Below are 24,105 nucleotides of genomic sequence, written 5' to 3' on the forward strand. Positions count from 1 at the left end.
CCCGACAAGGAACGGTGATCATCATGATTCGTGTTGCCAGCGCCCAACTTTGGGTGCACGACCAAGATCAGGCGCTCGATTTCTGGACACGCAGAGTGGGCATGGAGATCCGACAGGACGTCAGCTTCGAGGAAATGGGCGACTTTCGATGGCTCACCGTCGGACCGCCCGGGCAGGACGACGTCTCCATCGTGCTGATGGCCATCCCCGGTCCGCCGATGATCGACGCGGGTACGCGGGAGGAGATCGCCGCGCTCACCGCCAAGGGATTCGCCGGCACCGTCTTCCTCACCACCGAGGACTGCCAGGCCTCGTACGAGGAACTCGCTGCGCGGGGCGTCGAGTTCACCGAGACGCCGGAACAGCGGCCATATGGGATCGACGCGGGTTTCCGTGATCCGTCGGGCAACAGTGTCCGGCTCACCCAACTCGCACCGGATCTGGCCACCGCCTGATCTGCCGCACCGATGAGGGCCGCCGGGGCAGAATGACCACATGCAGCGCACGCTCAAGCGGTTCGGACTGTTCGGCGGCCTCGCGGTCATCGCGACGGCTCTCACGACCGTCGTCGGAGGGAACGCGTCGGCGGCACCGTTCCCGGTGACCACCGACGTCAATCAGGCCGTCGCCACCGGTTTCACCAGGCCTGCCACCACGTCGCCGGCCGGCTCCAATCGCTTCGATTGCCATGATCGTTCGGGGCGCGACCCGGTGATCCTCCTGCACGGCACGGCACTGAATCAGGACGCCAACCTCGCTTATCTGGCGCCGACTCTGGCGAATGCCGGGTACTGCGTGTTCAGCATGACCTACGGCCTGACGAGCTGGAGCGGCAACGTCGGCGGGCTGGGCGACAAGAACCGGTCCGCCCGACAGGTCGCCGCGCTCGTCGACCGTGTGCTGGCGGCGACACACGCCCGCCGGGTCGACTTCGTCGGGCACTCGCAGGGCGGCGCGATCGCGCAACTCGTCAGTCAGCTGCCGGGGCGGGCAGCACAGATCGACACCATCATCGGCCTGTCCGCCCCGAACCGTGGCTTCTCCCGGACCAGCAACATCACCGACCGCCTGCCCGCCGCGGCCCGCCAACCCGGCGAGAACGATTGGGGACCGCGCCACCCGAACATCCGCTATCTCAACCTGGCGACCATTCACGACGAGATCGTCACGCCGTGGCAGAACTCGCTGATGACCCCGGGACCGAACGTCACCAACACCCGCGTGCAGGACGTGTGCCCGAAATCCGAGATAGGGCATCTCGGGATGGCCTTCTCCCCCACCGTCGCGGCGCTGGTCCGCAACGGCCTCGATCCGGCGCACCGCGTCACGGTGCCGTGTGGGGAGGACTATCCGGGTTGATCCGCAGGCGGGTCGTTTTACCTCAGGGCTGTCCGATGCGAGTCCATCCCGGGGACTGCTCGAGCGTTGGCTGGAAGGCCGGGTCAGGGAATCCGTTGGGATACATGCGTTGCAGAGGCTTGTCCGGCGCGACCGCACCCGGGTAGTTGCTCTGCGCCCACCGACCACAGTCGGTATCCGATTTCCATGGCGCGTCAAAGCCCCGCTCCACAAGTCCCCAGCCGTGGAACACGTCCCAATTCGGCGCTCGCGCCGGGCCGATGTCGACCTTTGCCGGCCACTTCGATGGCTCACCGTTACGTCGAACCACCACGTACCACGATGCCGCAGGTTGCATGTATGTGCGCTGACTCTCGCCCGGTTTATCACTCGAGGCACTCGATGCCCCACCCGCGCTGACGCGGTCCTTCAGATAGAGCCCCCCACGATCGTCACAGATCGATGCGCGAAACTCGTCGCCCAATACAGATACCGACCTGAGCAACAACCGTCGCGTACCTCCCCACAAGTGATCTCGCTCAGGCGTGATCTCAGCTATGTTGTGCCCACTGGCTGCCTGAAAATCAACGAAACCAGGAAAGGCCGCCGACGCTCGGCTCCATTCCGCGATGAACTGCGACTCGAAATACGCCCGCACCAGAGTGCCCTGCGTATCAGCAAGATCCAGCCCGGGCGCAGCCTGCCACACTGTCGTCATCGAACCGAATCCGTGTGGAAAAGTGTAGCCCGCCAACGGATCAGAAGATTCCGACGAAGATGGCGCAGATGCTTCGTCCACACCACCAGTGCCACATGCCGCCAACAAGACCGCTGCTGACAGCAAAACTTGAATCAGCTTCTTCACTTGTCACCCAAAAGATCTTGCTTGTAAGCATTGTAGTCGATAGCATCATTGTCATTTCCGGCACTCGACAGGTACACCGAGTCGTAGTCGCCCAGTTCGTGCCCTCCCGCCCTGAGTTGCTCGTTCAGGTAGACCGTCAGCTGATCACTACCGATAGTCGACCCCTCCCCATGGTCTGGATTGTTCTGGTCGAGGATCACGTCCAACGACTTGAGCGAGCCGTCGGAATTGAACAGGGCTCTGTCCATCTCCATGTCGCCCGTCGGCCGTGGATGCGTCGCAGCCCATGTCGACCAATGTTGCTCCAAGAGAGTGTCATTCACTGACACGTGCGTCGGGATATTGCCCGAGTCCCCGGCCTCGTGCTGAGGCAAACTCGCCCAGTCGATACCGATACCGGCACCGAGCGAAAGTGCGCCGCCCACAACCGGAACGGCATCGAGTCCTGTGGTGACAATGTCTTTCGTATTGGACTTCAGGTTGTTCACCGTGTCGTCATCGATGTCGTTTCCGGGATTCTCGTCGTGCCAGTCGTCCAACTGGTCGGCCATCACACCGTCCCGCAACAGACTCTGCAACCACCCGTTACGCGCCGCGAGGTCGCCCGCGAACCCGCGCCCTTCGTTCAGTGCCAGCGGAACGTGCTCGGCGTTGTGCGCCTGCTGAATCCCGATGTCCCGGATGAGATTTGCCTGAGCATCGTCGCCCGATGAGATGACCCCGAACAGACGTCGCACCTGATCCTGCATCTCCCGGTCGTTGGCAATCTCCGGGCTGTCTCCCCCGAGGTGCAGCAGATGTCTGGTTGCTTCGTCGCCGAAACCGTAATTGGCAGGGTTGCCACCACCAAGGACATTCAAGTAAGGACGAGTGGCCTCTTCCAGAGACTTGGCCAATTCTGGATTCACATCACCCAACGACCCGGAATGGCCGCCGGACATGTCCATCAGAGATGTGAAATTCTTTGGATCGGTGTTGAAGTCGTACATGCCGCGGAATGCCTCCGCCGATAGACCGGCACGGTAGCTGTTCCCCTGATCGCCCGCGTAATCGTCGATCCAGTCCGTCAGGTGGCCGACCGTGGAGCCACGATCTTCCCAATGGAACCCGTACAAAGCCTGGAGGGTCCGGCTCGAGTCGTATCCCGCCGGCAGCCCTGCATCGGCATCGCCGTGGCCGGTCAAGATCGCGGTCGACGATTCGTGATTCAGCGCCCCAGCATTCAGCAGACTCCGCATGGTGTCGTCGTATCGGTCCTTGAAGGCCGCCGCCGGATCGTCGCTCACGTGCGGATGCGCCGGATCCTGAAGGCCGTTGGCTTCACCCCACATGCTGTGCTGTAGGAGTAGGTCCGACATTGTGGTCTGATACTGCGGGTTCGACCTTGCGAGATCTGCGAGGTCGGCCGATTTGAGTTCGAGCTGAGTGCCCAGCTTGGTGCCGGGTTGTGTCGTCGCGCCGTTGAACAGCTGACCGAGCGCAAATGAACGCGCAAAGTAGTTGGCGAACTGGTCGCTGCCCCGATCACCGGGAACGCGCTCGCCGACGATGTCCTTCATCCATCCGGGAAGCTCGTCGTATCCGCCCGAAGTGCCTCCGCCCGAGACTTTCTCGTTTCCGAGCGTGTTGATCCCGTTGGCGAACGCCGTACCGGCCGCCGGGTCATTCTTGTCGAGACCGTATCGAAGAGCGAGAGCGTCCTCCGGACTCAGACCGCCGAACATGTTGCGCAGGTAGGACACGACACCAGGTGGCACGTCGGCCGTCTTGCCGTCCATGAGTGCCTTTATCTGTTCGGGCGTTAGTTGAGCGTCCTTGAGATGTTGGCCGATCGTCCGCAGTTCCTCGGGCGTGTACCCGTCTTTCGCCATACCTGCGTCGCGTGCACCCATGGTCCCGTTGAGTGCCAAGGACGCGGGAGTCAGGGTCGTCAGCTGTCCGAGTTCGGATTGCAACGAACTCGCTACGCCTTGCACGGCGTGGAAGACCTCGTTTGCCTGCGCAACCAACCGCGTCCGCCACGACTCCATCGCTGCGGCGTCGCCGTCCTTCTCCTCTTCACCTTGCTTACGCTTCAACGTCCAAGTGGTGTCCCTGGTGGATGCGAGTTCGTAGCCCGCATCGAGAGCACCGTTCTGCAAAGCGTCGAGAGCGCTCTTCTGGTTGACGATGTTCGCGCAGCCCTGCTCGATGGCCGTCGCCACATCCTCGAAGTTGTCGGACAGATTGGTCAGCCATTTCTTCTCGGCCTCGGCGCGATCATCGGCAGACGCGCGGCTGTGACCGACCCAGCCGGTGGTGCGGTCGATGTCGGAGACCACCGCGTTGCGAATCGGACCTGATCTGGCCTCCAACGAGCCGGCAACCGACCGGAGGGACGCCGCGACGGGCAGCATCTGGTGAGGACGCCACATGGCGACGTCGGATCGAGCTGGTGTGGGCACGTGTCAATTCCCCGACGGTATGGACGGAGGTGGCACGTTGCCGGGATTCCACGGCTCGACGCTCGGTAGTTCACCCGCGTCCGAGAACCTGGTCGAGTTGAAGTCGTCGGTCGACTCGGTGACCGACTTCGCGGCCCGCACCAACGCGCCGAACGCCTCGACCTGGCCCCCGCAATTGCTCAACGACGTCGCCACCGTCTGGTCGGCGCGGGCAGCGATGGGTGTGATCGGCGACGCGCAGTTCGGCGTGTCCGGGATGGCCTCGCCGAGCACCGACATCTTGGTTCCGAGTTCGAGCTCGCGGATCTCAGCCGCCAAGCCATCGAGCTTCGCCGCCGCGGCCGACAGTTGCCCCGGCTCGACACTGAAGATTGCCATTGATCCCCCAACGCAGTCTGACCTGGGCACCTTATCAAGGAGCTACGCCCTCGCAGTCGGTCGTTTGACTGGTTTTGTCCTTGCCATCGGGGCTCGCTACACTCGTGTGCGCTGCCTTGCGCAGCACGCCGCCCTAGCTCAGTCGGTAGAGCAATTCACTCGTAATGAATAGGTCAGGGGTTCGATTCCCCTGGGCGGCTCCATTCCGGCGGTGAATGTCTTCTCGGCTCTACCGAACTGCCTGGTCAGCTCGCACCGCCCTCGCACCCGAGATTTCCGACATTCGAATGACCCAGACGTCCTTATAGTGGTGTCGGGACCACCGGTCGAGCGGCCGGGCGAGGTGGCAAGGAGAACACGATGTCGGACTTCATCAACAAGATCAAAGAGGAAGCGAAGGCTGTCTCCGCTGCGTTCGATCAGGAGCTCACCGTCCTCGAAGGCGTCGACGGCTATGACGCGCTCCGCGAGGAGGACGAGGAATCCGGTGACACCGCCGGAGATGACGGCGGCACCGACGGCGAGAGCGCGTCCGACGACACCGAGGGCGGCGGATCGGCGACGGAGAAGTGACCGCCGGCCGCCGCTGTCCCAGATGACACGACAGCGGTCGGCCGAGGTCGTCCTCGACGCGACGATGCGCACAGGTGCCATCCGGGACAGAAAGTCATCGCATGGTGCAACGCCGGCTCCCTGACATCCCCGCCCTCGACGTCGTGGTGACCGTCGCCCGGCTCGGCAGCATGGGCGCCGCCGCGCGGGACCTGGGCATCAGCCAGCAGGCGGTGAGTGCCCGGGTCCGCGGGGTCGAACGCGAGCTGGGTGTGGAGATCTTCATCCGGTCGGCCGGCGGCGTCGACGTCACCGCGAACGGCATGGCTGTGTTGGAGTGGGCGAACGCGCTCGTCGAGCGGGCGACCCAGTTCATGGCCGGCGTCGACGCGCTGGTCGGCGCCCGGCACGCGACGTTGGTGGTCGCGGCGTCGAAGACGGTCTCCGAGTACCTGGTACCACTCTGGATCAGCACGCTCGCCCACCGCAGCGACGTCAAGATCTCGGTGCGACCGATGAACTCGACCGAGGTCATCGAGACCGTCCACGCCGGCAAAGCCGACCTCGGATTCATCGAGAGCCCCGGCGCGGCAGGCGATCTCGACAGCGCCGTGGTCGCCCGCGACGAACTCGTGGTGGTCGCGGCGCCCGGCCATCCATGGGCAGACGGGCGGAGCGTCCACCTCGACGAGCTCGCGGCCACACCACTCATCCAACGCGAACCCGGATCCGGCACCCGCGTCACCTTCGAAGCCGCACTGCGTGATTCGGGCGTCACGCCTGCCGATCCCCTCATCGAACTCCGCTCGGTCACCGCGATCCGGTCGTCGGTGCTGACGTCTCCGGGCGCTGCGGTCCTGTCACGTCTCTCCGTCGATGACGACATCGCCGCGGGACGCCTGGTCCGCGTCGACGTGGCAGGCCTTCGGATGGTGCGTCCCCTGCGCGCGGTGTGGACCCCCCACATCTCGCTGCGCGGTCCGGCCCGCGACCTGCTCGACATCGCGATGCAGGTCGGCGCGGCGGGGCCACCGGTCAGCGCCTGAAATCACCTGCCCGAGTTCATCGCCAGACCGATCTTGGCCACCATCGCGTCGACCGCGAACTTCGGCTTCACGTTCACATCGAGGGCGGTCCGGCAGTCCAGGACGGCCTCGACGCACCGCAGGAGACGCTCAGGCGACGCGTAGTGCGCCATCCCACCGACCAGATCCGCCTTGTCCGGATGCATCGCGGTCACCGAGGCACCGACCGAGACCACCAACGCATCGCGGAAGAGTGCGGCGAGATCGACCAGGGCGCGGTCGAGCATGTCACGAGAGACCCGGGTGGCCCGCGACTTCTGCCGCCGCTCCAGCTCTTTCAACGCACCGGCGCTCCCGCGGGGCGGCCGGGCGGTGCCCTTGCCGGTGCCGCCCGCGCCGAGGGCCGTCCGCATCTCCTCGGTCTCGGGTTCATCGAGTTCGGCACTGATGGCCTTGGCGGCCTCCTCCGCGGACTTCACCAACGACTCGGCCGCGGCGTACGCCGTCGAATCCCGGGTGGCGGCCCGCGCGAGCCCGAGGGCCTTCTCGCGCTGCGCCCGAGCGTCGTCGTCGGTGGCCAGCCGTCGGGCCCGGCCGACGTGGCCTCCGCAGACGCCGGCCGCCCAGGCCGCCCGCTCCGGTTCGATGCCATCGCGATCGACCAGGACCCGCTCGATGTCGGCCACCCCCGGCGTCGTGAGTGCGACATGTCGGCACCGCGACCGCAGGGTGACCGAGATGTCCTCCGGATCCACCGACGGCGCGCACAGTAGGAAGACCGTCCGGGACGCCGGCTCCTCGACCGCTTTCAGGAGAGCGTTCGCCGCCTGCTCGGTGAGCCGATCGGCGTCCTCGACGATCACGATCTGCCACCGGCCGGTGCCCGGGCGCCGCGCCGCGGCCTGCACCACGTCACGCGCCTCGTGCACCGACAGACTCAACCCCTGGGGGACGACGTGCCGGATGTCGGCGTGGGTCTGCGCCATCGCGGTGACGCAGGCGCGACATTCACCGCAACCGACCTCGTCCTCGGCGTGGCACTGCAGCGCTGCTGCGAAACACGTCGCGGCCACCGAACGCCCGCTGCCGGGCGGGCCGGTGAACAGCCATGCGTGGGTCATCGCCGCCCGGGACCGACTCGCGAATCGGTCGTCGTCCGGTTGGGCGGCGGCGGAATCGCCCTCGTCGAGTCGCGCCGCCACGCCACGGGCGGCGTGGGCCGCTGCCTGCAGTTCCTCGGCCACCGCGACCTGGCCGATCAAACGGCTGAAGACATTCGTCACACCGCCACCCTAATGTGCTGCTCAGACACCTCCCACCGACCTGCGTGTGTTTAACAATTGCAAGCAGACAGCTACCGTTGTTACGTGATTGAACGGCGGTCTCGGTGGTCAAAGGGCCTGCATCTGGCCCGATGGCTCGTGCACACACCGTGGCCGATCCTTGCCCTCGACATGTTGAGGGCCAACGTGGTGGGCGCCCTGTTCACCTTCGCGTTCCTCCGATTCGGGATGCCGATGGAGGACTCCATCCGTCTCGACGAGATCACCGCGCTCAATCAGATCATCTTCGCCGTCTACCTCGTCGGCGCGATGCTGGTCGGCGCGTTCCTGAGCATCCAATTGTCGTTGCCGGTGCTGGTGTGGCATCGGCGGCGTACGCGCCTGGACAACGAGAACGCGCGACGGCGTGCGCTCAAACTCCCGTACCTGTTGTCGGTGGTCAATGCCGGCCTGTGGCTGGTCGGCGGAGTGCTGTTCACCCTGGTCAACTTCGCGGTCTCCCACAAGGACGCCTTCATCGTGGGCATGGCCAGCGCCATCGGCGCCCTGGTGACATGCGTGCTGTCGTACATGCAGGCCGAGAAGGTGCTGCGACCCATCACCGTTGCCGCGATGGCGAACGAGCCCGACGTGGCGGTTGCGCCGAGCGTGACCACCCGCATCGCGGTGTTCTGGGTGATCAGCGTCGTCGCACCGCTGGCGGTCATCATCGGACTGATCACCCTGCAACGACTCGGCTGGATCGCAACCGATCCGGCCGGGTTGCAACGACCGATCCTGTGGATGTCGGGAGCGGCCCTCGCGTTCAGCGTCATCGCTATCGTCCGTGTGGTCGCCGCGATCAACGATCCGATCAAACAGTTGCGCCGCGCTCAGAGCCAGGTGTCGGCGGGCAACCTGAACGTCGCGGTCCGGATCTATGACGGCAGCGATCTCGGCCTGCTGCAGGCGGGCTTCAACGACATGGTCGCCGACCTGCGCGAGCGCCAACAGCTGCGCAACCTGTTCGGCCGGTACGTGGGCGAGGACGTGGCGCGGCGGGCGATCGAGACCGGCACCGAACTCGGTGGCCAGGAGCGCTACGTCGGAGTGCTGTTCGTCGACATCGTGGGGTCGACGCGGCTGGCGGTGAACCGGCCGCCACGCGATGTGGTCGAGCTGCTCAACGAATTCTTCCGTGTGGTGGTCGCCGTCGTCGGCCGCCACGGCGGCTTCGTCAACAAGTTCCAGGGTGACGCGGCGCTCGCCATCTTCGGTGCACCTCTCGATCTCGAGGACTTCGCCGGACGTGCCCTCGCCTCGGCGCGCGAGCTCCGCACCGAGCTGTACCGCACCCTGGGCGACACCGACATCGGGATCGGGGTGTCGGCGGGCAAGGCGATCGCCGGCCACATCGGCTCCGAACAGCGTCTCGAGTACACCGTGATCGGTGACCCGGTCAACGAGGCCGCACGGCTCACCGAACTGGCCAAGGACGAACCGAGCCGAGTGCTCGGCAGCGCACGCGCCGTGTTCCTCGCATCGCAGCAGGAGTCGGAGAACTGGGAGATCGGCGAGGGCGTCGAACTCCGTGGTCGTGGTATCGAGACGCTGCTCGCGCGCCCGCTGCTCGAGCCGATGGGAGACTGAGCAGGCCGGCGGTCACCCACCGACCGCTGGTCGAGTAGGTGCGAGCCGGTAGGGCGGCTCGGTCGTACTCGACCAGCAGTAGGAGACAGAGTCCCGCGGGGAACTACTCGGTTGCCTTCTTGGCCGCGGTCTTCTTCGCGGTCGTCTTCTTCGCAGCGGTCTTCTTGGCAGCAGTCTTCTTCGCCGCGGCCTTTTTGGCCGGAGCCTTCTTGGCCGGGGCCTTCTTCGCGGCCCGCTTCTTCACGGGTCCGCGGGCCCGACGGTCGGCCAGCAGTTCCATCGCCCGCTCCGGGGTGATCGAATCGACTTCGTCGCCCTTGCGCAGGCTGGCGTTGGTCTCGCCGTCGGTGACATACGGACCGAAGCGGCCGTCCTTGATCACCATCGGCTTCTCACTGACCGAGTCGTTGCCCAGTTCGCGCAGCGGCGGGGCAGCGGCCTGACGACCCCGACGCTTGGGCTCGGAGTAGATCTTCAGCGCCTCGTCGAGCGTGATCTCGAAGAGCTGCTCCTCGTTGGTCAGCGACCGCGAGTCGGTGCCCTTCTTGAGATACGGCCCGTAGCGGCCGTTCTGCGCGGTGATCTCGTCGCCCGACTCCGGATCGACGCCGACCACCCGCGGCAGCGACAGCAACTTGAGCGCATCCTCGAGGGTGACGGTGGAGATGTCCATCGTCTTGAACAGCGATCCGGTCCGCGGTTTCGGGCCTGCCTTCTTGGCGGCCTTCTTCGCCGCGGCCTTTTTCGCGGGAGCCTTCTTGGCGGTCGTGGTGCCGGTCCCGCCACCACCGGTCGGCGCGTCGTCGAGGTGGATCACCTCGCCGCCGGAGTCACCACCGTCGCGCGGCGTCGGTCCCGCGGGGACCGTGGCAGGCGCGCTGCCCGTGTCATCGTCGTCGTCCGACGGCAGGATCTCGGTCACGTACGGACCGAAACGGCCTTCCTTCGCCACGATCTCGTGGCCGGACTGCGGATCGACGCCGAGGGTCCGCCCCTCCTGCGGCGTCGCGAACAACTTCTCCGCGACGGCAAGCGTCAACTCGTCCGGGGTGATGTCGGCAGGCAGGTTGGCGCGCTTGAGGTCCGGTTCCGCACCCGCCTGGGCAACGTTGCGTTCGAGGTACGGCCCGTATCGACCGACGCGGACGTAGACCGGACGGCCCTCTTCGTCGTCGAACAGGCGGATCGAGTTGACCTCGCGGGCGTCGATCTCCTCGAGGTTGACGCCGACCAGCTTCTTCAACCCGCCGTGCTTGGCAATGTCGGATCCGGACACTTCCGACCCCTCGGCCGCCTGAGCCTCGCCATCGTCGCCGAAGTAGAACTCGGTCAGCCAGCGGGTGCGGTTGGCGTTGCCGCTGGCGATCTGGTCGAGGTCGTCCTCGAGCGACGCGGTGAAGTCGTAGTCGACGAGGTTCTCGAAATAGGCCTCGAGCAACCCGACGACCGCGAACGCGATCCACGACGGTACGAGGGCATTGCCCTTCTTCACGACGTAGCCACGGTCCTGGATGGTGCCGATGATCGATGCATACGTCGACGGCCGGCCGATCCCCAACTCTTCGAGAACCTTGACCAGCGACGCCTCGGTGAAGCGGGCGGGCGGGTTGGTGGAGTGCCCGTCGGCGGTCAGCGAGGTGGCCGTCAGCGCCTGCCCCTCGGTGAGATTCGGGAGCCGGTTCTCCTCGTCGTCCGCCTGTCCGCCGGTCTGTTCGTCGACGGTCTCGACGTAGGCGGACAGGAAGCCCGGGAACGTGATCGTGCGGCCGGACGCGGCGAACGTGCAGCGCTCCCCCGTGGACGCCGTACCGCTGATCCGCAGACTCATCGTGGTGCCCTTGGCGTCGGCCATCTGCGATGCGACGGTCCGCTGCCAGATCAGCTCGTAGAGGCGGAACTCATCGGTCTCGAGCTGACCGGCGACCTGACCCGGGGTCCGGAAGGTCTCACCCGCGGGCCGGATCGCCTCGTGGGCTTCCTGTGCGTTCTTGACCTTGCGGGTGTACTGCCGCGGGGTCGGATGTACGAACGACTCGCCGTACAGCTCGCGCGCCTGATCGCGTGCCGCGTTGATCGCCGACTCGCTCAGTGTCGTCGAGTCGGTACGCATGTAGGTGATGAAACCGTTCTCGTACAGGCGCTGCGCGATCCGCATCGTGCGATCGGAGGAGAACCGCAGCTTGCGCCCGGCCTCCTGCTGCAGCGTGGATGTCATGAACGGGGCGTAGGGGCGGCGGGTGTAGGGCTTCTCCTCGACCGAGGTCACCGACATGTCGGCACCGTCGAGGGCGTCGGCTAGCCGGGTGGCACGTGGACCGTCGAGCACGACCACGCCGTCGGAACGCTTGAGAGCGCCGCGCGCGTCGAAATCACGGCCGGTCGCGACCCGGGCGTCGTCGACCGACACCAGCCGGGACCCGAAGGTCGACGGGGTGGCCGCGCCGCCGGCGTCCATGGTCGCCGCGATGTCCCAGTAGTCGGCGGAGACGAACGCCATCCGCTCGCGTTCGCGGTCGACGATGATGCGGGTGGCCACGGACTGCACACGGCCTGCCGACAGTTTCGGCATGACCTTCTTCCACAGCACCGGTGACACCTCGTAGCCGTAGAGACGGTCGAGGATGCGGCGGGTTTCCTGGGCGTCGACGAGGTCGTTGTCGAGGTCGCGCGGATTCTCGGCGGCGGCGCGGATCGCCGGCTCGGTGATCTCGTGGAAGACCATCCGCTTGACCGGGATCTTCGGCTTCAGGGTCTCCAGCAGATGCCAGGCGATGGCCTCGCCCTCGCGGTCACCGTCTGTCGCGAGGTAGAGCTCGTCGACGTCTTTCATCAGCGACTTCAGCTCGGTGACCGTGGACTTCTTGTCGGCGGAGACCACATAGAGCGGTTCGAAGTTGTCGTCGACGTTCACCCCGAGGCGCGCCCACGGCTGTCCCTTGTACTTGGCCGGGACATCGGCCGCACCGCGCGGGAGGTCGCGGATGTGACCACGAGAGGACTCGACGACGTAGTTCGCCCCCAGGTAACCCGCGATCTTGCGGGCCTTGGTCGGCGACTCGACGATGACCAATCGTCGAGTCGTGCTCCCGTTCGCGGGAGATGCGGTGCTGGTATCGGCCACCGGGCGTCCTTACTTCGCTATCGCTGCTCGTTGAGGTTTGTACCTTATATATAGCGTCATCTGCACATCCGGATTCCCTTCTCAAACTCCCAGTGTGACAAATTGCGCCACGCTCAGCACATAACCCCAGGTCACGGGATTTCCGTAAATTTTCGGGATTGTCGGGGGTGTTCGCTCAGAATCCGGTGACGGTCGGCCAGTGTTCGGCCGCGCCGGGCAGTGCAGGCGCCTCGCCCACGTACTCGAGCAGATGGGTGAGGCGGCGCTTCCCTGCGATCCGCAGGGCCGGCGACTGACCGCGGGTGCCGACCAGGGTCGGCGCGACGCCGACCCGCATCAGTGCGGTCGCCAGCATCGCGTGGGTGTCGAGCGCGTGGGCATCGAGACCGAGAAGGTACCGCTCCCCCTCGCGTTCTCCACCGGCGATGGTCCAGAGGCGCAGCGCGCGGGGCGACGGCACCCACCCGGCGGGCATCGCCTTGACGGCTCCGGCCGACCATCGCCGATGCAAACCGTCGAGCTGATGACTGTGCCCGGTCCGAGCGATCGGATTGCCTTCGTCAGACGTGACGACCTCGACCGCCAGTCCGGTGGCCGCGATCTCCTCGACAATCGCCGTGGCGCGCCACTTGTCGGCCACGACCACAGACACCCGCGTACCGGCATCGGAGCGGACCGCTTGGCCGTTGGTGGCCAGCAGACCCGCCAGATCGTCGTACGCGGGCTGGTCGATCTGCGCCGAGAAGAACGACAACTGGCCCACATCACAGAGGTTACTGCGTGGGGCAACAGACGGGTGACGCAACAGACCGGCGTCCCGATCAGTTCGGCGGCATGATGAAAAAACCGCTCCCGGTCACCGTGACGGTGACCGGGAGCGGTTTCGCTCAAGCGTGCTTCGCAGCTTGCAGGAGGTGACTCCTAGACGGCGCGAACACCGGTGGCCTGCGGGCCCTTGGTGCCCTGACCGACCTCGAACTCGACCCGCTGGTTCTCTTCGAGAGTGCGGAAACCGGATCCCTGGATCTCGGAGTAGTGGACGAACACGTCGTCGGACCCCTCATCTGGTGCGATGAAGCCGAAGCCCTTTTCCGCGTTGAACCACTTCACAGTTCCCTGTGCCATTACTGCAATCCTTTACATACATTCCAACAGACGCGACACGATGGGTCTCGTGTCGTGGTCGGTTCCGACCGCCATACCTCGATGGACCCCTGCGGAGAACCCGCGAAAACCAGCCTCAGTACCACGGCCACAACACGATCTCGCTGCGCAACCGGCTGTCCGGCGCCCCACGAAAGCTGCGACCGCCACTAGTCAATCATGTTCGGCCCGCCTGCGATAGTCACCCCAACCAAACTGCGTGAAAACCTGGTCATTTTCGCTCGCGTGGACATCTCGCAGTAACATCAGGGTCCACGTTGGCGAACGCCGTCGACGATCGAGTCACCAACAATGCAGAATCTCACATTCGGGTCCGAACTCCTCCGCCAGAGCACGGCGGGCACCGACGCGATGACGTCGTGCCTCACCCACATGTCGGTAATAGACTCGCGGACAGCCACTTTCGCCAGGTGGCCGGAGTGGGTCCCACCAGAATTGGTGACTGCCTTCATCGATTCCGGAATCGATGAACCGTGGACACATCAGGTGTCGGCCGCCGATCTCGCCTATCACGGAAATCATGTCGCGCTCTGCACGGGAACCGCTTCGGGTAAATCGATGGCGTACCAGTTACCCATATTGACCACGCTGTCGAAGGATCCGAATTCGACAGCGCTCTATCTTTCACCCACCAAGGCGCTGGGTGCGGATCAGATCCGTTCGGTGAGTTCGTTACTCGCCGGACATCGGGAGTTCACCCATCTGCAGCCGTGCGCCTACGACGGCGATACCGATGTCGAGATCAGGCAGTGGGCGCGCGCGCATTCGCGGTGGATCTTCACCAATCCGGACATGCTGCACATCGGCATCCTCTCCGGACACGCTCGATGGCGGCACTTCTTCCGCCATCTCCGCTACATCGTGATCGACGAATGTCACCACTACCGGGGGGTCTTCGGCTCCAACACGGCCTTGGTCTTGCGGCGGCTGCTCCGAATCGCGCGATCTGCGGGCGGAAACCCGGTGGTGATCGGTACCAGCGCGACCATGGCCGAACCCGCAGAAGCGTTGACCCGCTTGATCGGCGAGCCGGCGACCGCCGTCACCGAGGACGGATCACCTCGCGGCGAGCGCACGGTCGCCCTATGGGAGCCCGACTTCCTGCCTGCCGTGACCGGCGAGAACGGCGCGCCGGTGCGTCGTTCGGCCGGCTCCGAATCCGCTCGGCTGCTGGCCGATTTCGTCGTCGAGGGAGCGCGAACACTCTGCTTCCAGCGCAGCCGACGCGGCGTGGAGCTGACCGCACGTCAAGCACGTCACCTGTTGTCGCAGACCGCACCGGAATTGGTCGATAAGGTCGCGGCGTATCGCGCGGGCTACCTCGCCGACGATCGCCGTCGCCTGGAGCAGGCGATCTCCGACGGAGACCTCATCGGGGTGGCGACCACCAACGCGCTCGAACTCGGCGTGGACATCAGTGGTCTCGACGCTGTCATCGTGGGCGGCTATCCCGGTACCGTCGCCTCCTTCTGGCAGCAGGCCGGACGCGCCGGCCGGCAACGCACCTCAGGGGATTCGCTGGTGGTGCTCGTCGCCCGCGACGATCCGCTGGACACCTACCTCGTGCACCACCCGGAGGCGCTGCTGGGTCGACCGGTCGAGGCGACCGTGACCGATCCGACGAATCCGTACATCGTCACTCCACACCTGTTGTGCGCGGCCGCCGAGCTACCGCTGCAGGACAGCGAGATCGAGGCATGGGGAGCCGCCGACGCGGTCGCGGGGCTGGCCGCCGACGGGATGCTGAAGCGCCGCAAGGCGGGCTGGTACGTGGCGCCCGGCGTCGAACCGCACGCCGACATCGACATCCGCGGAGGTATCGGCGGCCAGGTCCTGATCGTCGACACCACCACCTCCCAGTTGCTCGGCACCGTCGACTCGGGCCGCGCCATGTCGACCGTCCACCCCGGTGCATTGCACATCCATCAAGGCGAGTCCTACGTCGTCGACGAGCTCGACCTGACAGACGGTCTGGCCCTGGCACATCCGGAGGAACCGGACTGGACCACCTCCGCCCGCGAGACCACCGACGTGACGATCACCGACGTCGTGGCGCGCCGCACCTGTGGTCCGCTGACCGTCGCACTGGTGACCGTGGACGTGACCCATCAGGTGGTCGGCTACCTCCGCACCCTGTTGTCGGGCGAGGTCCTCGACGCGGTGGAACTCGACATGCCGCCGCAGACACTGAGTACCCGCGCGGTGATGTACACGCTCACACCGGAAGCGCTGGAGGAGGCCGGCGTGGCCGTCGGCCGGTTCCCCGGCGCACTGCATGCCGCCGAGCATGCCGCGATCGGGCTGCTCCCACTCGTCGCCTCCTGCGACCGGTGGGACATCGGCGGGCTGTCGACCAACCAGCACCCCGACACCGGTCTGCCCACCGTCTTCGTCTATGACGGCTACATGGGTGGTGCGGGCTTCGCCGATCGGGGATTCGCGGCGTTCGAGACGTGGATCGCCGCGACGCGCGACGCCGTGGCGAGTTGCCGGTGTGAGAGCGGGTGCCCGTCGTGTGTGCAGTCGCCCAAGTGCGGAAACGGCAACGACCCGCTCGACAAGGACGGCGCGATCACGGTGCTGACGCTGCTGAGTCGGCAATACTCGAGTGATGACTGACGACAGCACCGAACGTCGCCGCGAGCCCGCGCACGCCGTCGCGTCGTCACGGGCCGCGTACTTCTTGCTGGCCCGGCCGACCGAGCAGGCCGACGAATTGCCCGCCACCATCGGCGAGCGCGACGTGTTCTTCTCCGAGGACGAGGCGCTCGACGCGCTCGATCTCCACTACGCGTGGTGCGCCGCCCAGCACGGCGGACATCATTCCTCGGTCGTGGCTGGCGCACATTGGTATCTACAGAGTGCGATGGTCGGATCCCAGGTCACTGCTGGACTGGGCGAGGTCTTCCTGGCGTCCGGCGCCACCGATCCGGATCGACCGATGGCGGTCGCGGGTGGGTTCCTCACCGAAGGGGAGTTGATCCACTGGACCTCGTTCGTCCGCGCGGCGATGCGGTACATGGCCGTCCCGTCGACCACGATGTCCTTCGGACTCGTCTATCGCGGTGACGAATCGGTGGACTTCGGCCAGATCGGATTCGCACCCTCGCATTCGCGCCGCGTGTATCCGAAACGGATCGTGGTGCGCGAGGACGACATCTGACCGTCGGTCACCTGCCTCCCGCCCGGTAGGCCGTCACCACCGGCTCGAGCTCGGCGGGGGTGGCGCCGTGCATGATCAGCGCATCCGCGCCGTACTCGAACTCCTGCCGGATGCGGGCGGCACATTGATCCGGCGACCCCGTCGCCGACGGCTCAAGCCACTCGTCGGGAAGGAGCGTGGCGATGTGCTCGATCTGGTCGGCACTCGCCTTGTGATCGATCCCACCGGGAATCGACTGGACCACCGAGTCGTCCCGAAAGCGCTGCAGCACGGCCGGATCCCAATCGTTGGTCTTCACCAGCAGGTCGCCGTAGCCCTGAAGATACGTGGCCAGGCGAGCCACCGTCTTCTTCATCCGCAGCTCTTCGGGCAGGTGATCCCCGACGGTCGCGAAGCAGGACCAGACACGCACGCTGTCCGGATCGCGGCCCGCCTCCTCGGCGGCCTGCTTGACCGTTCTCACACTGCGCTGCAACGTCTCCGGGGTGAAGTACGTGTGCAGGACGACATCGTCGAACTCGCGCCCGCCGAGGGCCAGGGTCTGTGGGCCGAAGGCCACGACGGCCAGCCGGATGTCCTCGTCGAAGTCCGGGTCCAGAAACAGCAGGTCGTACTTCCCGATGGGGCCGTCGTGGCCGAAGATCAACTCGCCGTGCCACAGTCGCCGCATCACCTGGGCGAAATCCTCCATCTGCGCCGTGGTCACGGCAGGCACGCCGAACGCCTTGTACATCGCGGCGATCCCACGACCGAGCCCGAGAGTGAAGCGCCCGCCGGAGAGTCGATGCATCGTCGTCGCCCACGACGCGGTGATCAAAGGATGTCGGGTGTTGTGATTGGTTGCCGCCGTGGCGATCTGCATGCGCTCACTCACCGCGCACGCGGCGCCCGTCAACGACGACGCCTCTTTGACGTTCCAGCGCTCGGAGATGAATGCGGTACCCAGCCCCAGCGCCTCTCCCGCACGGGTCTCGTCCATCAGCGTGGCCGGCCCCTCCCCGCCTGCGCCGGCCAGCAGGTAGTAGCCCAGTTCATCCAGTGCACGTGGATCGCTCACGCCCCACACCCCTCCGATGCCGTTCTCGACACTGAACACAAGTTAGTTGTCGAGCGTCTAATATGCAATGGTGCCGTCACCCACCCGAGGAATGAGTCAACCCCAACGCGTGGAGGTCTCGAACCGTCGGATGGTCGAGGCCGCGGCGGAGCTCATCGTCGAAAAGGGCTGGGAGGCGACCACAGCCGCAGAGATCGGTAGGCGCGCCGGGTACAGCCGGGCGATGGTGCATGCGCGCTTCGGGAGCAAGGAGGCGATCCTCGACGCCTTCTTCGAGCACGATTACGTCCGCCGCCTCACACCGGACGTCGACCCCGAGGACACCGGACTCGACCAGGCCGTCTCACATGTCACGCACGTGCAGCAGCTGTACGCCGAAGACCCCGACTTCCTGCGCGCGATGTTCGTCGCGACCTTCGAGGCCGTCAAGGAAACCTCGGCACTGCGCGATCGTGTGCGGCACAACATTGACCAGGGTCGAGCCAAGATCATCGCCGGATTGGCGAAGGGGCTTCGCGACGGTTCGGTACGCGCCGACATCGACCTCGACCGCGCCACCAACGACATCGGTTCTGCGGTGTTCGGTCTGAGCTACCAGTGGATCGTGTCGCCCGAGCTCTACGATCTCCCGACCGAACTGACCCACCTCGCCGAGCGCTTCCGGGCGACGTACGGCACCGCGACGCGGTAGCGCACGGGGACCCGGAGGAGGCGCAACCTACCGGGCAGTAATATGACGGCAACAGCCCTTCTCACCGAAGCGAGCCCATGGCCGACTCCGCCCGCCAGCTGCATGGACGTACCGAGCTCGTGTCCGCGCTCGGCGCCTTTGTCACGGCGCGATCCGGCGGGTCGGCGCTCATCCTCGGGGAGCCCGGATCGGGCAAGAGCAGCCTCGTGCGCGCGGCCGAATCGATGGCGATCGACGCCGGGGTCACCGTCGTACGGGTCACCGCCGACCACCGGGCGGGACCATATCCCGCACTGGACTCCGTGGTGGCCGCCGTCGACGACACCCTCCTCGCGCTCGACGACCGCCGTCGACATCTCCTGCAGGTCGCGCTGGGTCGTGTTCCCGGTACGCCGCCCTCGCGACTGGTTCTCTCGGCCACCGTTCTCGACCTCATTCGACGGCGGGCGCACCGCGACGTCCTGCTCCTCACCCTCGACGACGCGCATCGCATCGACCGTGCCAGCGTCGAGATCCTGGCCTCCGTCGCGCGCCGGCTGCGCGCGGCGCCGGTGGCGATCCTGGTGGCCGCACCTCCGGGCGAGGCCGTGTTCGCCGAACGTTCCGTCGATCACTCGTGGCACCTCGACCCGCTACGCCCCGCGGACGCGCACCGCCTGCTGCGCGACCGGCTGCCGATGTTGCCCGACACGGTGCGCGCACACGTGGTCGACACCGTCCCGGGCAACCCACGAATGCTCATCGAGCAGGGATCGGCCGAACTCTCGCGCCGTGCCGTGTCCGTCGACCGCGCGACCGGCGACACCACAGCCGTGGACACCACCGGCGCGGACACGACCGGCCTCGAGGGCGATCCGCGCGGTGTCGCACAACTCCTCGACGGCGTCGCCGTCCGGGCAATGCGACGCGGCGATGCCCGTGCCGCTGCCTTCGTGCTCGAGCGCGCCGTGGAGACCTCGACCGAGCCGTCGGCGCGGGCGCGACGGCTGGCCGCGGCCGCGTGCCTCTCGGCCGACGTCACCGGCGACCTGCCTGCACTGGGCCGCCTCCTCGATCAGGCGCTGCGCGCCGACCCGCGGTCGGACCGCTCACTCGAGGCCGTCATCGCCACATCGTACGTGGCACTTCGCGGTAGCGACGGGATCGACGACGTCCATCGTCGACTCGTCGAGGCGATCGGCGACCGTAGACACGAGATCGGTCGCTGGGTGTTCGAGGAGGCGCTGTGGGCGCTGTACCTGTTGTGCTGGTTCGGCAATCAGCGCGAGCACTGGCACGACTTCCGCGCCGTGGTGGAGGCCGACGTCGACCGAATCCCACCGTGGGCCGTACTCGCCGCCAGGCTGGAGTCCCACTCCGCGTTCGACGACGCCTACCTCGACGCACAGGCCGATCAGCTGATCGAGAATCTGGCGTTCACCACGGATCCGTCGGCGGTGGTACGTATCGCCTTTGTCACCCGCGGCCGCGACCGGCGGTTCTGGTGGCGCAACGCCCTGCAGCGACTCTGGGCCGACGAGCGCAGCCCGTTCGCCTCGGTCGTCTACGCGGGCGCGTTGCTCGCCGCCGACGGCCTGAGTTCCGGGAACTGGAAGGCGGTCGAACAGGCGACCCGTCGTGCGCTGGATCTCTGTGAGACACACGACTATCGGATGTATGCCGAACCGTGGCTCCGACACTCGCGCGCGCTGCTCGCCGCCTATCGGGGCGAGGAAGAGGTGGCGCAGTCGGCAGTCACCCTGCTACAGGAGTGGGCCGATGACCGTGGCTCGGCCGCGCTGCACTGGCGGGCCCTGCACTGCCGGGCGGTGATCGCGCTCGGCGCGGGCCGGCCGCGGCAGGCCTACCGGCTCCTTCGGATGATCTCCGGCACCGGCGAATTCGGTGCCGTGATCGAGTTCGACGACCGGACGGCATTGGACTTCGCCGAGGCGGCGATGCTGGCAGGTACCCGCGACGACATCGAGTCCCTCCGGGCGATCGTCTCCGCACGCCTCGCAGACGATCGCGTCGCAGCCGATCGCCGGACCCTGCTGTACGCGGGTGCACTCGCCATCATCTCCGGAGACGATCTGCATTATCAACGCGCGGTGACCATGCCGGAGGCCGACCGGTGGCCGTTCGATCTCGCGCGCATCCAGCTGAGCCGTGGACGTTCCCTGCGAGCTCAGGGTTCCCCGGCACAAGCGCACCGAGCACTCCGTTCGGCGGCCGTGACGTTCCGGTACCTCGGCGCCACCCCGTGGCTCACCCAGGCGCGTGAGGAACTCCGCCGCCTCGGGGCGACCGACGAAACAGATCACCTGCTGCACAACATCACCCAGGTCTCCCCGATCGGCCGCCGGGTCGCCGGGCTGGCTGCCACCGGGCTGTCGAACCGCCAGATCGGCGCTGTCCTGCACATGTCCCCGAGCACCGTCGGGTCGCACCTGTCTCGTGTCTACGCGACGCTCGGCGTGCATTCCCGTGCCGGACTACGGGATTCGCTGCGGTCCGAGGACCCTGCCGGTGGGCCCGGCGTTCGGCACGCGTAACGCGTCACGGAGGCCGCCACGAGAGGCCACGCCGAGCTTGCGGTAGGCCTTGTGGAGGTGGTTTCCGACGGTGCGATGCGAGATCGCGAGACGCTCGGCGATCTTCTTGTTGCTCATGCCCTGTGCCGCGAGTTCCGCGATGTGTCGTTCCTGCGGGGTGAGGGAGCCGGACATCGCCTCGGTCATCATCAGCCGGGTGGCTCCGGTCGCCTCGAGTTCCGCACGAGCCCGATCCGACCACGGCCGAGCACCGAGTTCGTCGAATGTCGCGAGCGCTTCCGTCAGCAGGGGCCGCGACGCCGCTGCCTCGTGATGACGGCGCAGGTGCGCACCGAACATGAGTAGGGCGCGGGCGCGGTCGAATCGCCACGTCGTCGAGCCTGGGACCGCCAGCGCCTGCCGGTACAGCTCGCGGGCCTGCTCGTCATCGGCGATCAGGGCACGGGCCACCAGGTGGATCATGGCCATCCTCGGCGACAGCCTGCCGTAACCGATGCGGTCCATCGCATCGACGTGTGCGCGGGCGAGGTCGGGTCGCCGCAGCCGCAGCGCGGCGTCCACGACGTCGAGGGCGACCGAGATCGCCATCCACGCATGCGAGGCGAACACGCCGATCGGACTGATCGACGTGGCATGCGCGAGCACACCTTCGGCGTCGCCGCGCCCCGCCGCTGCCGTCGTCTCCACGTGCTCGACGCAGGCGATGACCGTGGTCGCGCGGCGAGGGATCGCCCACGCCGCCATCGCGTCGGTGAGCACCGCCATCGACGCCCGATCGCCCCGCGCGGCCGCGAGCCACGCCATCTCGTAGTCCGCGGCCCACAGGAGCAGGTTGTAATCCCCGCCGTTCGCCAGCCGGCGTGCATGATCGACGGCGTCGACGCCGGTCTGCCAGTCACCGCGGTTGCGCCCGTCGCGGGCGATCATGAGCAGCGCCCAGATCGCCGGGAGGACGGGACCACGGTGTTCGGCTGCGTCGACGATTCGGTCGAGCGCGACACGGCAATCGGGCAGCCGGTCGAAGGTGACCGCCATCTCGGCGATCTGGATGACCTGAACCGGGTCGGTCTCGGCATGCACCCCGCGGATCAGAGCGTCGACCTCGCCCAGCGTCGTCGCGGTGGTGCGGGCAGGATCGAGCGAGGTACGACTCGCCAGATCGGCGACGACCGGGGGACGCGGGTCCAGTCGATCGAGAGCCCGGTAGTAGGCCGGCCACAGCTCTTCTCGTCCACCCAGCCAGCAGACCCACCGCAGTTCACCGATCGCCTCCATCAGCGCCTCGTCGGTCGGGTCCGTGTGACGGGCGTACCCGTCGATCGCCCGTGCGAGGATCTGGTGAGCCATGTCGATGTCGCCGTCGTGGCCGCTGGCGATCACCGTCGCGGCCGCGGCCGCCGCTGTCAGCGACTGGGTGAAACCGGGGTCCAACTCCCGGATCTCGTCGATCAGCTCGAGTGCCATCGACGAATCGGAGCCTGCGGCGATATATGCGGCGCGCGCGAGCCGCCGAGCACGGTCGGGCGGCGTCGGTGTCAGCCCCGCGGCGCGGGTGAGAAGCGCGAGTGCGTCCGTCCAATCTCCGTCGCGGACCGCGGCCTCCGCGGAACGCTCGAGGTGCGACGCGCGGGGTTCGTCGTACCGGCCGACCTCGTGCAGTGTGCCGGACTCGACCACCTCGGCGGGGGTCCGGACGAGCAGTCTGCCGAGTCTGCGGTGTGCGTTCGTACGCTCCTGAGGCGTGGAGTCGGCGAGCAGCGCAGACCCGAAAAGAGGTCGGCACAGGCCGATCCGGGCGTCGGGGCCGACTCCGGAGATGGCGATCACGCCGGCATCGGCCGCATCGGCGATGGCACGCGTCGCCGATCCATCCGGGACCGCCCCGGCGAGATCGGCGACCGATGCGGCCGGTTGGAGGACATGCAGGAGGAGCAGAAGCCGGGCATCGGCACCCAATGAGGTGATCTGCGGGGCGAATGCGTCGCGCAGCCGGTGCGTCAGTGGAAGTAGCGGCGGCAGAGACGTGTAGCCCGAGTGCTGTTCGGTCGAGAGGGCCGCGGGCAGGTCCACGAGCGCGAGCGGGTTGCCCTGTGCCTCGGCCAGCAGTCGCGCTCGCACCGACGGCGCGAGCGTTGGGCTGGTGGCGTCGAGCAGCGATGCCCCGTCGACATCGTCGAGGCGTTCGAGCCTCATCTCGTCGCGATCCGACATTCCCCGGTCACGTGTGGCCGTGAGGATGCCGACCCTGGCGAGCCCGAGGGCGGCCAGGCCGTCGAGGACCTCGCGGCTCGCTGCGTCGGCCCAGTGCAGGTCGTCCACGACGATCAGCACGGGCCCATCGGTGGTGAGCTCCCCGATCGAGCGCGTCGTCGCTCGCAGCACTGCGGTGATGTCGGGGATCGCGCCGTCGTCGAGACCGAGGGCCGTCCGCAGTGTGGTCGCCCAGGCCCGATCGGTCGCCCTCGGACTGTCGACCACCGGGAGCAGCAGCTCCTGCAGCGTCGCGAAGTCGATGTCGGTCTCGAACTCGACACCCGTCGCGTGCAGCACGCGGCAGCCCCGGGATTCGGCGAGCCCGGCTGCGGCGGTGAGGATCTCGGTCTTCCCGATTCCCGGCTCCCCGACGACGGCGAGGGACCCGCTCGACCCGGCGGTGATCGTGGTCAGGAGCTCCGAGATGCGGTCGATGTCGCCCGTGCGGCCGAGCAGCGCGCGTGGGTCAGCGCGACATCGCCCGTCGACAACGTCTGCTGACAACTCGTCCGTCTCCCCCGCCACGGCCATGCTGACCTGGCCTTCCGTCGATGAACGCTAATTCACCGTGCGCCGTTGGGTCAACATCACCGACGATACGGAGAGTC

The 24,105-nt window shown here is 66.9% G+C and carries 18 protein-coding genes and 1 tRNA gene; 10 read left to right on the forward strand and 9 right to left on the reverse strand.

Features of this window, described 5'->3' with window-relative positions:
* The first annotated feature begins 23 nt into the window (after nt 1-23).
* Nucleotides 24-455, forward strand: coding sequence for a VOC family protein (locus OVA31_RS08820; RefSeq protein WP_267630699.1), 432 nt, complete (start codon nt 24-26; stop codon nt 453-455).
* Between the two features lie 40 nt (nt 456-495).
* Nucleotides 496-1,359: a lipase family alpha/beta hydrolase gene (locus OVA31_RS08825; protein ID WP_267630700.1), complete on the forward strand. Its 864-nt coding sequence runs from the start codon at nt 496-498 to the stop codon at nt 1,357-1,359.
* A 22-nt stretch (nt 1,360-1,381) separates the two neighbouring features.
* Here the strand turns inward: OVA31_RS08825 and OVA31_RS08830 are convergent, their stop codons facing one another.
* The 3 genes from OVA31_RS08830 to OVA31_RS08840 are packed head-to-tail and all read right to left on the reverse strand — an operon-like array spanning nt 1,382 to nt 5,025.
* Nucleotides 1,382-2,203, reverse strand: a complete 822-nt coding sequence (locus OVA31_RS08830) for a hypothetical protein (RefSeq protein ID WP_267630701.1) — start codon at nt 2,201-2,203, stop codon at nt 1,382-1,384.
* Nucleotides 2,200-4,647: a hypothetical protein gene (locus tag OVA31_RS08835; protein WP_267630702.1), complete on the reverse strand. Its 2,448-nt coding sequence runs from the start codon at nt 4,645-4,647 to the stop codon at nt 2,200-2,202. The genes OVA31_RS08830 and OVA31_RS08835 overlap by 4 nt, the downstream gene beginning before the upstream one ends.
* Nucleotides 4,648-4,650: 3 nt before the next feature.
* The gene (locus tag OVA31_RS08840) at nt 4,651-5,025 is read right to left on the reverse strand and encodes a hypothetical protein (RefSeq protein WP_267630703.1); all 375 of its coding nucleotides are present in this window, start codon (nt 5,023-5,025) and stop codon (nt 4,651-4,653) included.
* 127 nt (nt 5,026-5,152) lie between these two features.
* On the opposite strand from OVA31_RS08840, the gene OVA31_RS08845 reads away from it, so the two are divergent.
* The 3 genes from OVA31_RS08845 (at nt 5,153) to OVA31_RS08855 (ending at nt 6,623) form a co-directional block, all read left to right on the forward strand.
* Nucleotides 5,153-5,228 (forward strand) — tRNA-Thr (locus OVA31_RS08845).
* A gap of 157 nt (nt 5,229-5,385) precedes the next feature.
* A complete protein-coding gene (locus OVA31_RS08850) occupies nt 5,386-5,598 on the forward strand; it encodes a hypothetical protein (protein WP_267630704.1) in 213 nt (70 codons plus the stop codon).
* 101 nt (nt 5,599-5,699) lie between these two features.
* On the forward strand, nt 5,700-6,623 hold the full coding sequence (locus tag OVA31_RS08855) for a LysR family transcriptional regulator (RefSeq protein ID WP_267630705.1): 924 nt from the start codon (nt 5,700-5,702) through the stop codon (nt 6,621-6,623).
* A 2-nt stretch (nt 6,624-6,625) separates the two neighbouring features.
* Here OVA31_RS08855 and OVA31_RS08860 read toward each other — a convergent pair whose 3' ends face one another.
* Nucleotides 6,626-7,885 carry a DNA polymerase III subunit delta' gene (locus OVA31_RS08860; RefSeq protein WP_267630706.1) on the reverse strand — a complete coding sequence of 420 codons (1,260 nt, stop codon included), beginning with the start codon at nt 7,883-7,885 and terminating at the stop codon, nt 6,626-6,628.
* Between the two features lie 171 nt (nt 7,886-8,056).
* Between OVA31_RS08860 and OVA31_RS08865 the strand changes: the two genes are divergently transcribed.
* Nucleotides 8,057-9,514 carry an adenylate/guanylate cyclase domain-containing protein gene (locus tag OVA31_RS08865; RefSeq protein WP_267631458.1) on the forward strand — a complete coding sequence of 486 codons (1,458 nt, stop codon included), beginning with the start codon at nt 8,057-8,059 and terminating at the stop codon, nt 9,512-9,514.
* Nucleotides 9,515-9,617: 103 nt separating this feature from the next.
* Here OVA31_RS08865 and topA read toward each other — a convergent pair whose 3' ends face one another.
* The 3 genes from topA to OVA31_RS08880 form a co-directional block, all read right to left on the reverse strand.
* A complete protein-coding gene (topA, locus tag OVA31_RS08870) occupies nt 9,618-12,635 on the reverse strand; it encodes a type I DNA topoisomerase (RefSeq protein ID WP_267630707.1) in 3,018 nt (1,005 codons plus the stop codon).
* Nucleotides 12,636-12,810: 175 nt separating this feature from the next.
* Nucleotides 12,811-13,398 carry a hypothetical protein gene (locus OVA31_RS08875; RefSeq protein ID WP_267630708.1) on the reverse strand — a complete coding sequence of 196 codons (588 nt, stop codon included), beginning with the start codon at nt 13,396-13,398 and terminating at the stop codon, nt 12,811-12,813.
* 158 nt (nt 13,399-13,556) lie between these two features.
* Complete coding sequence (locus OVA31_RS08880; RefSeq protein WP_004022110.1) at nt 13,557-13,760, reverse strand: cold-shock protein; 204 nt, start codon at nt 13,758-13,760, stop codon at nt 13,557-13,559.
* Between the two features lie 330 nt (nt 13,761-14,090).
* On the opposite strand from OVA31_RS08880, the gene OVA31_RS08885 reads away from it, so the two are divergent.
* Nucleotides 14,091-16,418 (forward strand): DEAD/DEAH box helicase, encoded by a 2,328-nt coding sequence (locus OVA31_RS08885; protein WP_267630709.1) that lies wholly within the window; start codon nt 14,091-14,093, stop codon nt 16,416-16,418.
* On the forward strand, nt 16,411-16,962 hold the full coding sequence (locus OVA31_RS08890) for a hypothetical protein (RefSeq protein WP_267630710.1): 552 nt from the start codon (nt 16,411-16,413) through the stop codon (nt 16,960-16,962). The genes OVA31_RS08885 and OVA31_RS08890 overlap by 8 nt, the downstream gene beginning before the upstream one ends.
* Nucleotides 16,963-16,969: 7 nt before the next feature.
* Here OVA31_RS08890 and OVA31_RS08895 read toward each other — a convergent pair whose 3' ends face one another.
* Complete coding sequence (locus OVA31_RS08895; RefSeq protein ID WP_267630711.1) at nt 16,970-18,019, reverse strand: TIGR03857 family LLM class F420-dependent oxidoreductase; 1,050 nt, start codon at nt 18,017-18,019, stop codon at nt 16,970-16,972.
* 91 nt (nt 18,020-18,110) lie between these two features.
* On the opposite strand from OVA31_RS08895, the gene OVA31_RS08900 reads away from it, so the two are divergent.
* Complete coding sequence (locus tag OVA31_RS08900) at nt 18,111-18,710, forward strand: TetR/AcrR family transcriptional regulator (RefSeq protein WP_267630712.1); 600 nt, start codon at nt 18,111-18,113, stop codon at nt 18,708-18,710.
* 77 nt (nt 18,711-18,787) lie between these two features.
* Complete coding sequence (locus OVA31_RS08905) at nt 18,788-21,244, forward strand: AAA family ATPase (RefSeq protein ID WP_267630713.1); 2,457 nt, start codon at nt 18,788-18,790, stop codon at nt 21,242-21,244.
* Here OVA31_RS08905 and OVA31_RS08910 read toward each other — a convergent pair.
* A complete protein-coding gene (locus tag OVA31_RS08910; RefSeq protein ID WP_267630714.1) occupies nt 21,185-24,028 on the reverse strand; it encodes an AAA family ATPase in 2,844 nt (947 codons plus the stop codon). The two genes, OVA31_RS08905 and OVA31_RS08910, sit on opposite strands and share 60 nt — an antisense overlap.
* Nucleotides 24,029-24,105 lie beyond the last annotated feature (77 nt).

This window comes from Gordonia sp. SL306, assembly GCF_026625785.1.
Taxonomy (GTDB): Bacteria; Actinomycetota; Actinomycetes; order Mycobacteriales; family Mycobacteriaceae; genus Gordonia.

What these genes read in the sequence shown, in the direction of transcription:
- OVA31_RS08820 (WP_267630699.1), top strand. Translation starts at nt 24, where the DNA reads ATGATTCGTGTTGCCAGCGCCCAACTTTGGGTGCACGACCAAGATCAG.
- OVA31_RS08825 (WP_267630700.1), top strand. Translation starts at nt 496, where the DNA reads ATGCAGCGCACGCTCAAGCGGTTCGGACTGTTCGGCGGCCTCGCGGTC.
- OVA31_RS08840 (WP_267630703.1), bottom strand. Translation starts at nt 5,025, where the DNA reads ATGGCAATCTTCAGTGTCGAGCCGGGGCAACTGTCGGCCGCGGCGGCG.
- OVA31_RS08850 (WP_267630704.1), top strand. Translation starts at nt 5,386, where the DNA reads ATGTCGGACTTCATCAACAAGATCAAAGAGGAAGCGAAGGCTGTCTCC.
- OVA31_RS08855 (WP_267630705.1), top strand. Translation starts at nt 5,700, where the DNA reads ATGGTGCAACGCCGGCTCCCTGACATCCCCGCCCTCGACGTCGTGGTG.
- OVA31_RS08865 (WP_267631458.1), top strand. Translation starts at nt 8,057, where the DNA reads ATGTTGAGGGCCAACGTGGTGGGCGCCCTGTTCACCTTCGCGTTCCTC.
- OVA31_RS08880 (WP_004022110.1), bottom strand. Translation starts at nt 13,760, where the DNA reads ATGGCACAGGGAACTGTGAAGTGGTTCAACGCGGAAAAGGGCTTCGGC.
- OVA31_RS08885 (WP_267630709.1), top strand. Translation starts at nt 14,091, where the DNA reads ATGCAGAATCTCACATTCGGGTCCGAACTCCTCCGCCAGAGCACGGCG.
- OVA31_RS08890 (WP_267630710.1), top strand. Translation starts at nt 16,411, where the DNA reads ATGACTGACGACAGCACCGAACGTCGCCGCGAGCCCGCGCACGCCGTC.
- OVA31_RS08900 (WP_267630712.1), top strand. Translation starts at nt 18,111, where the DNA reads ATGAGTCAACCCCAACGCGTGGAGGTCTCGAACCGTCGGATGGTCGAG.
- OVA31_RS08905 (WP_267630713.1), top strand. Translation starts at nt 18,788, where the DNA reads ATGGCCGACTCCGCCCGCCAGCTGCATGGACGTACCGAGCTCGTGTCC.
- OVA31_RS08910 (WP_267630714.1), bottom strand. Translation starts at nt 24,028, where the DNA reads ATGGCCGTGGCGGGGGAGACGGACGAGTTGTCAGCAGACGTTGTCGAC.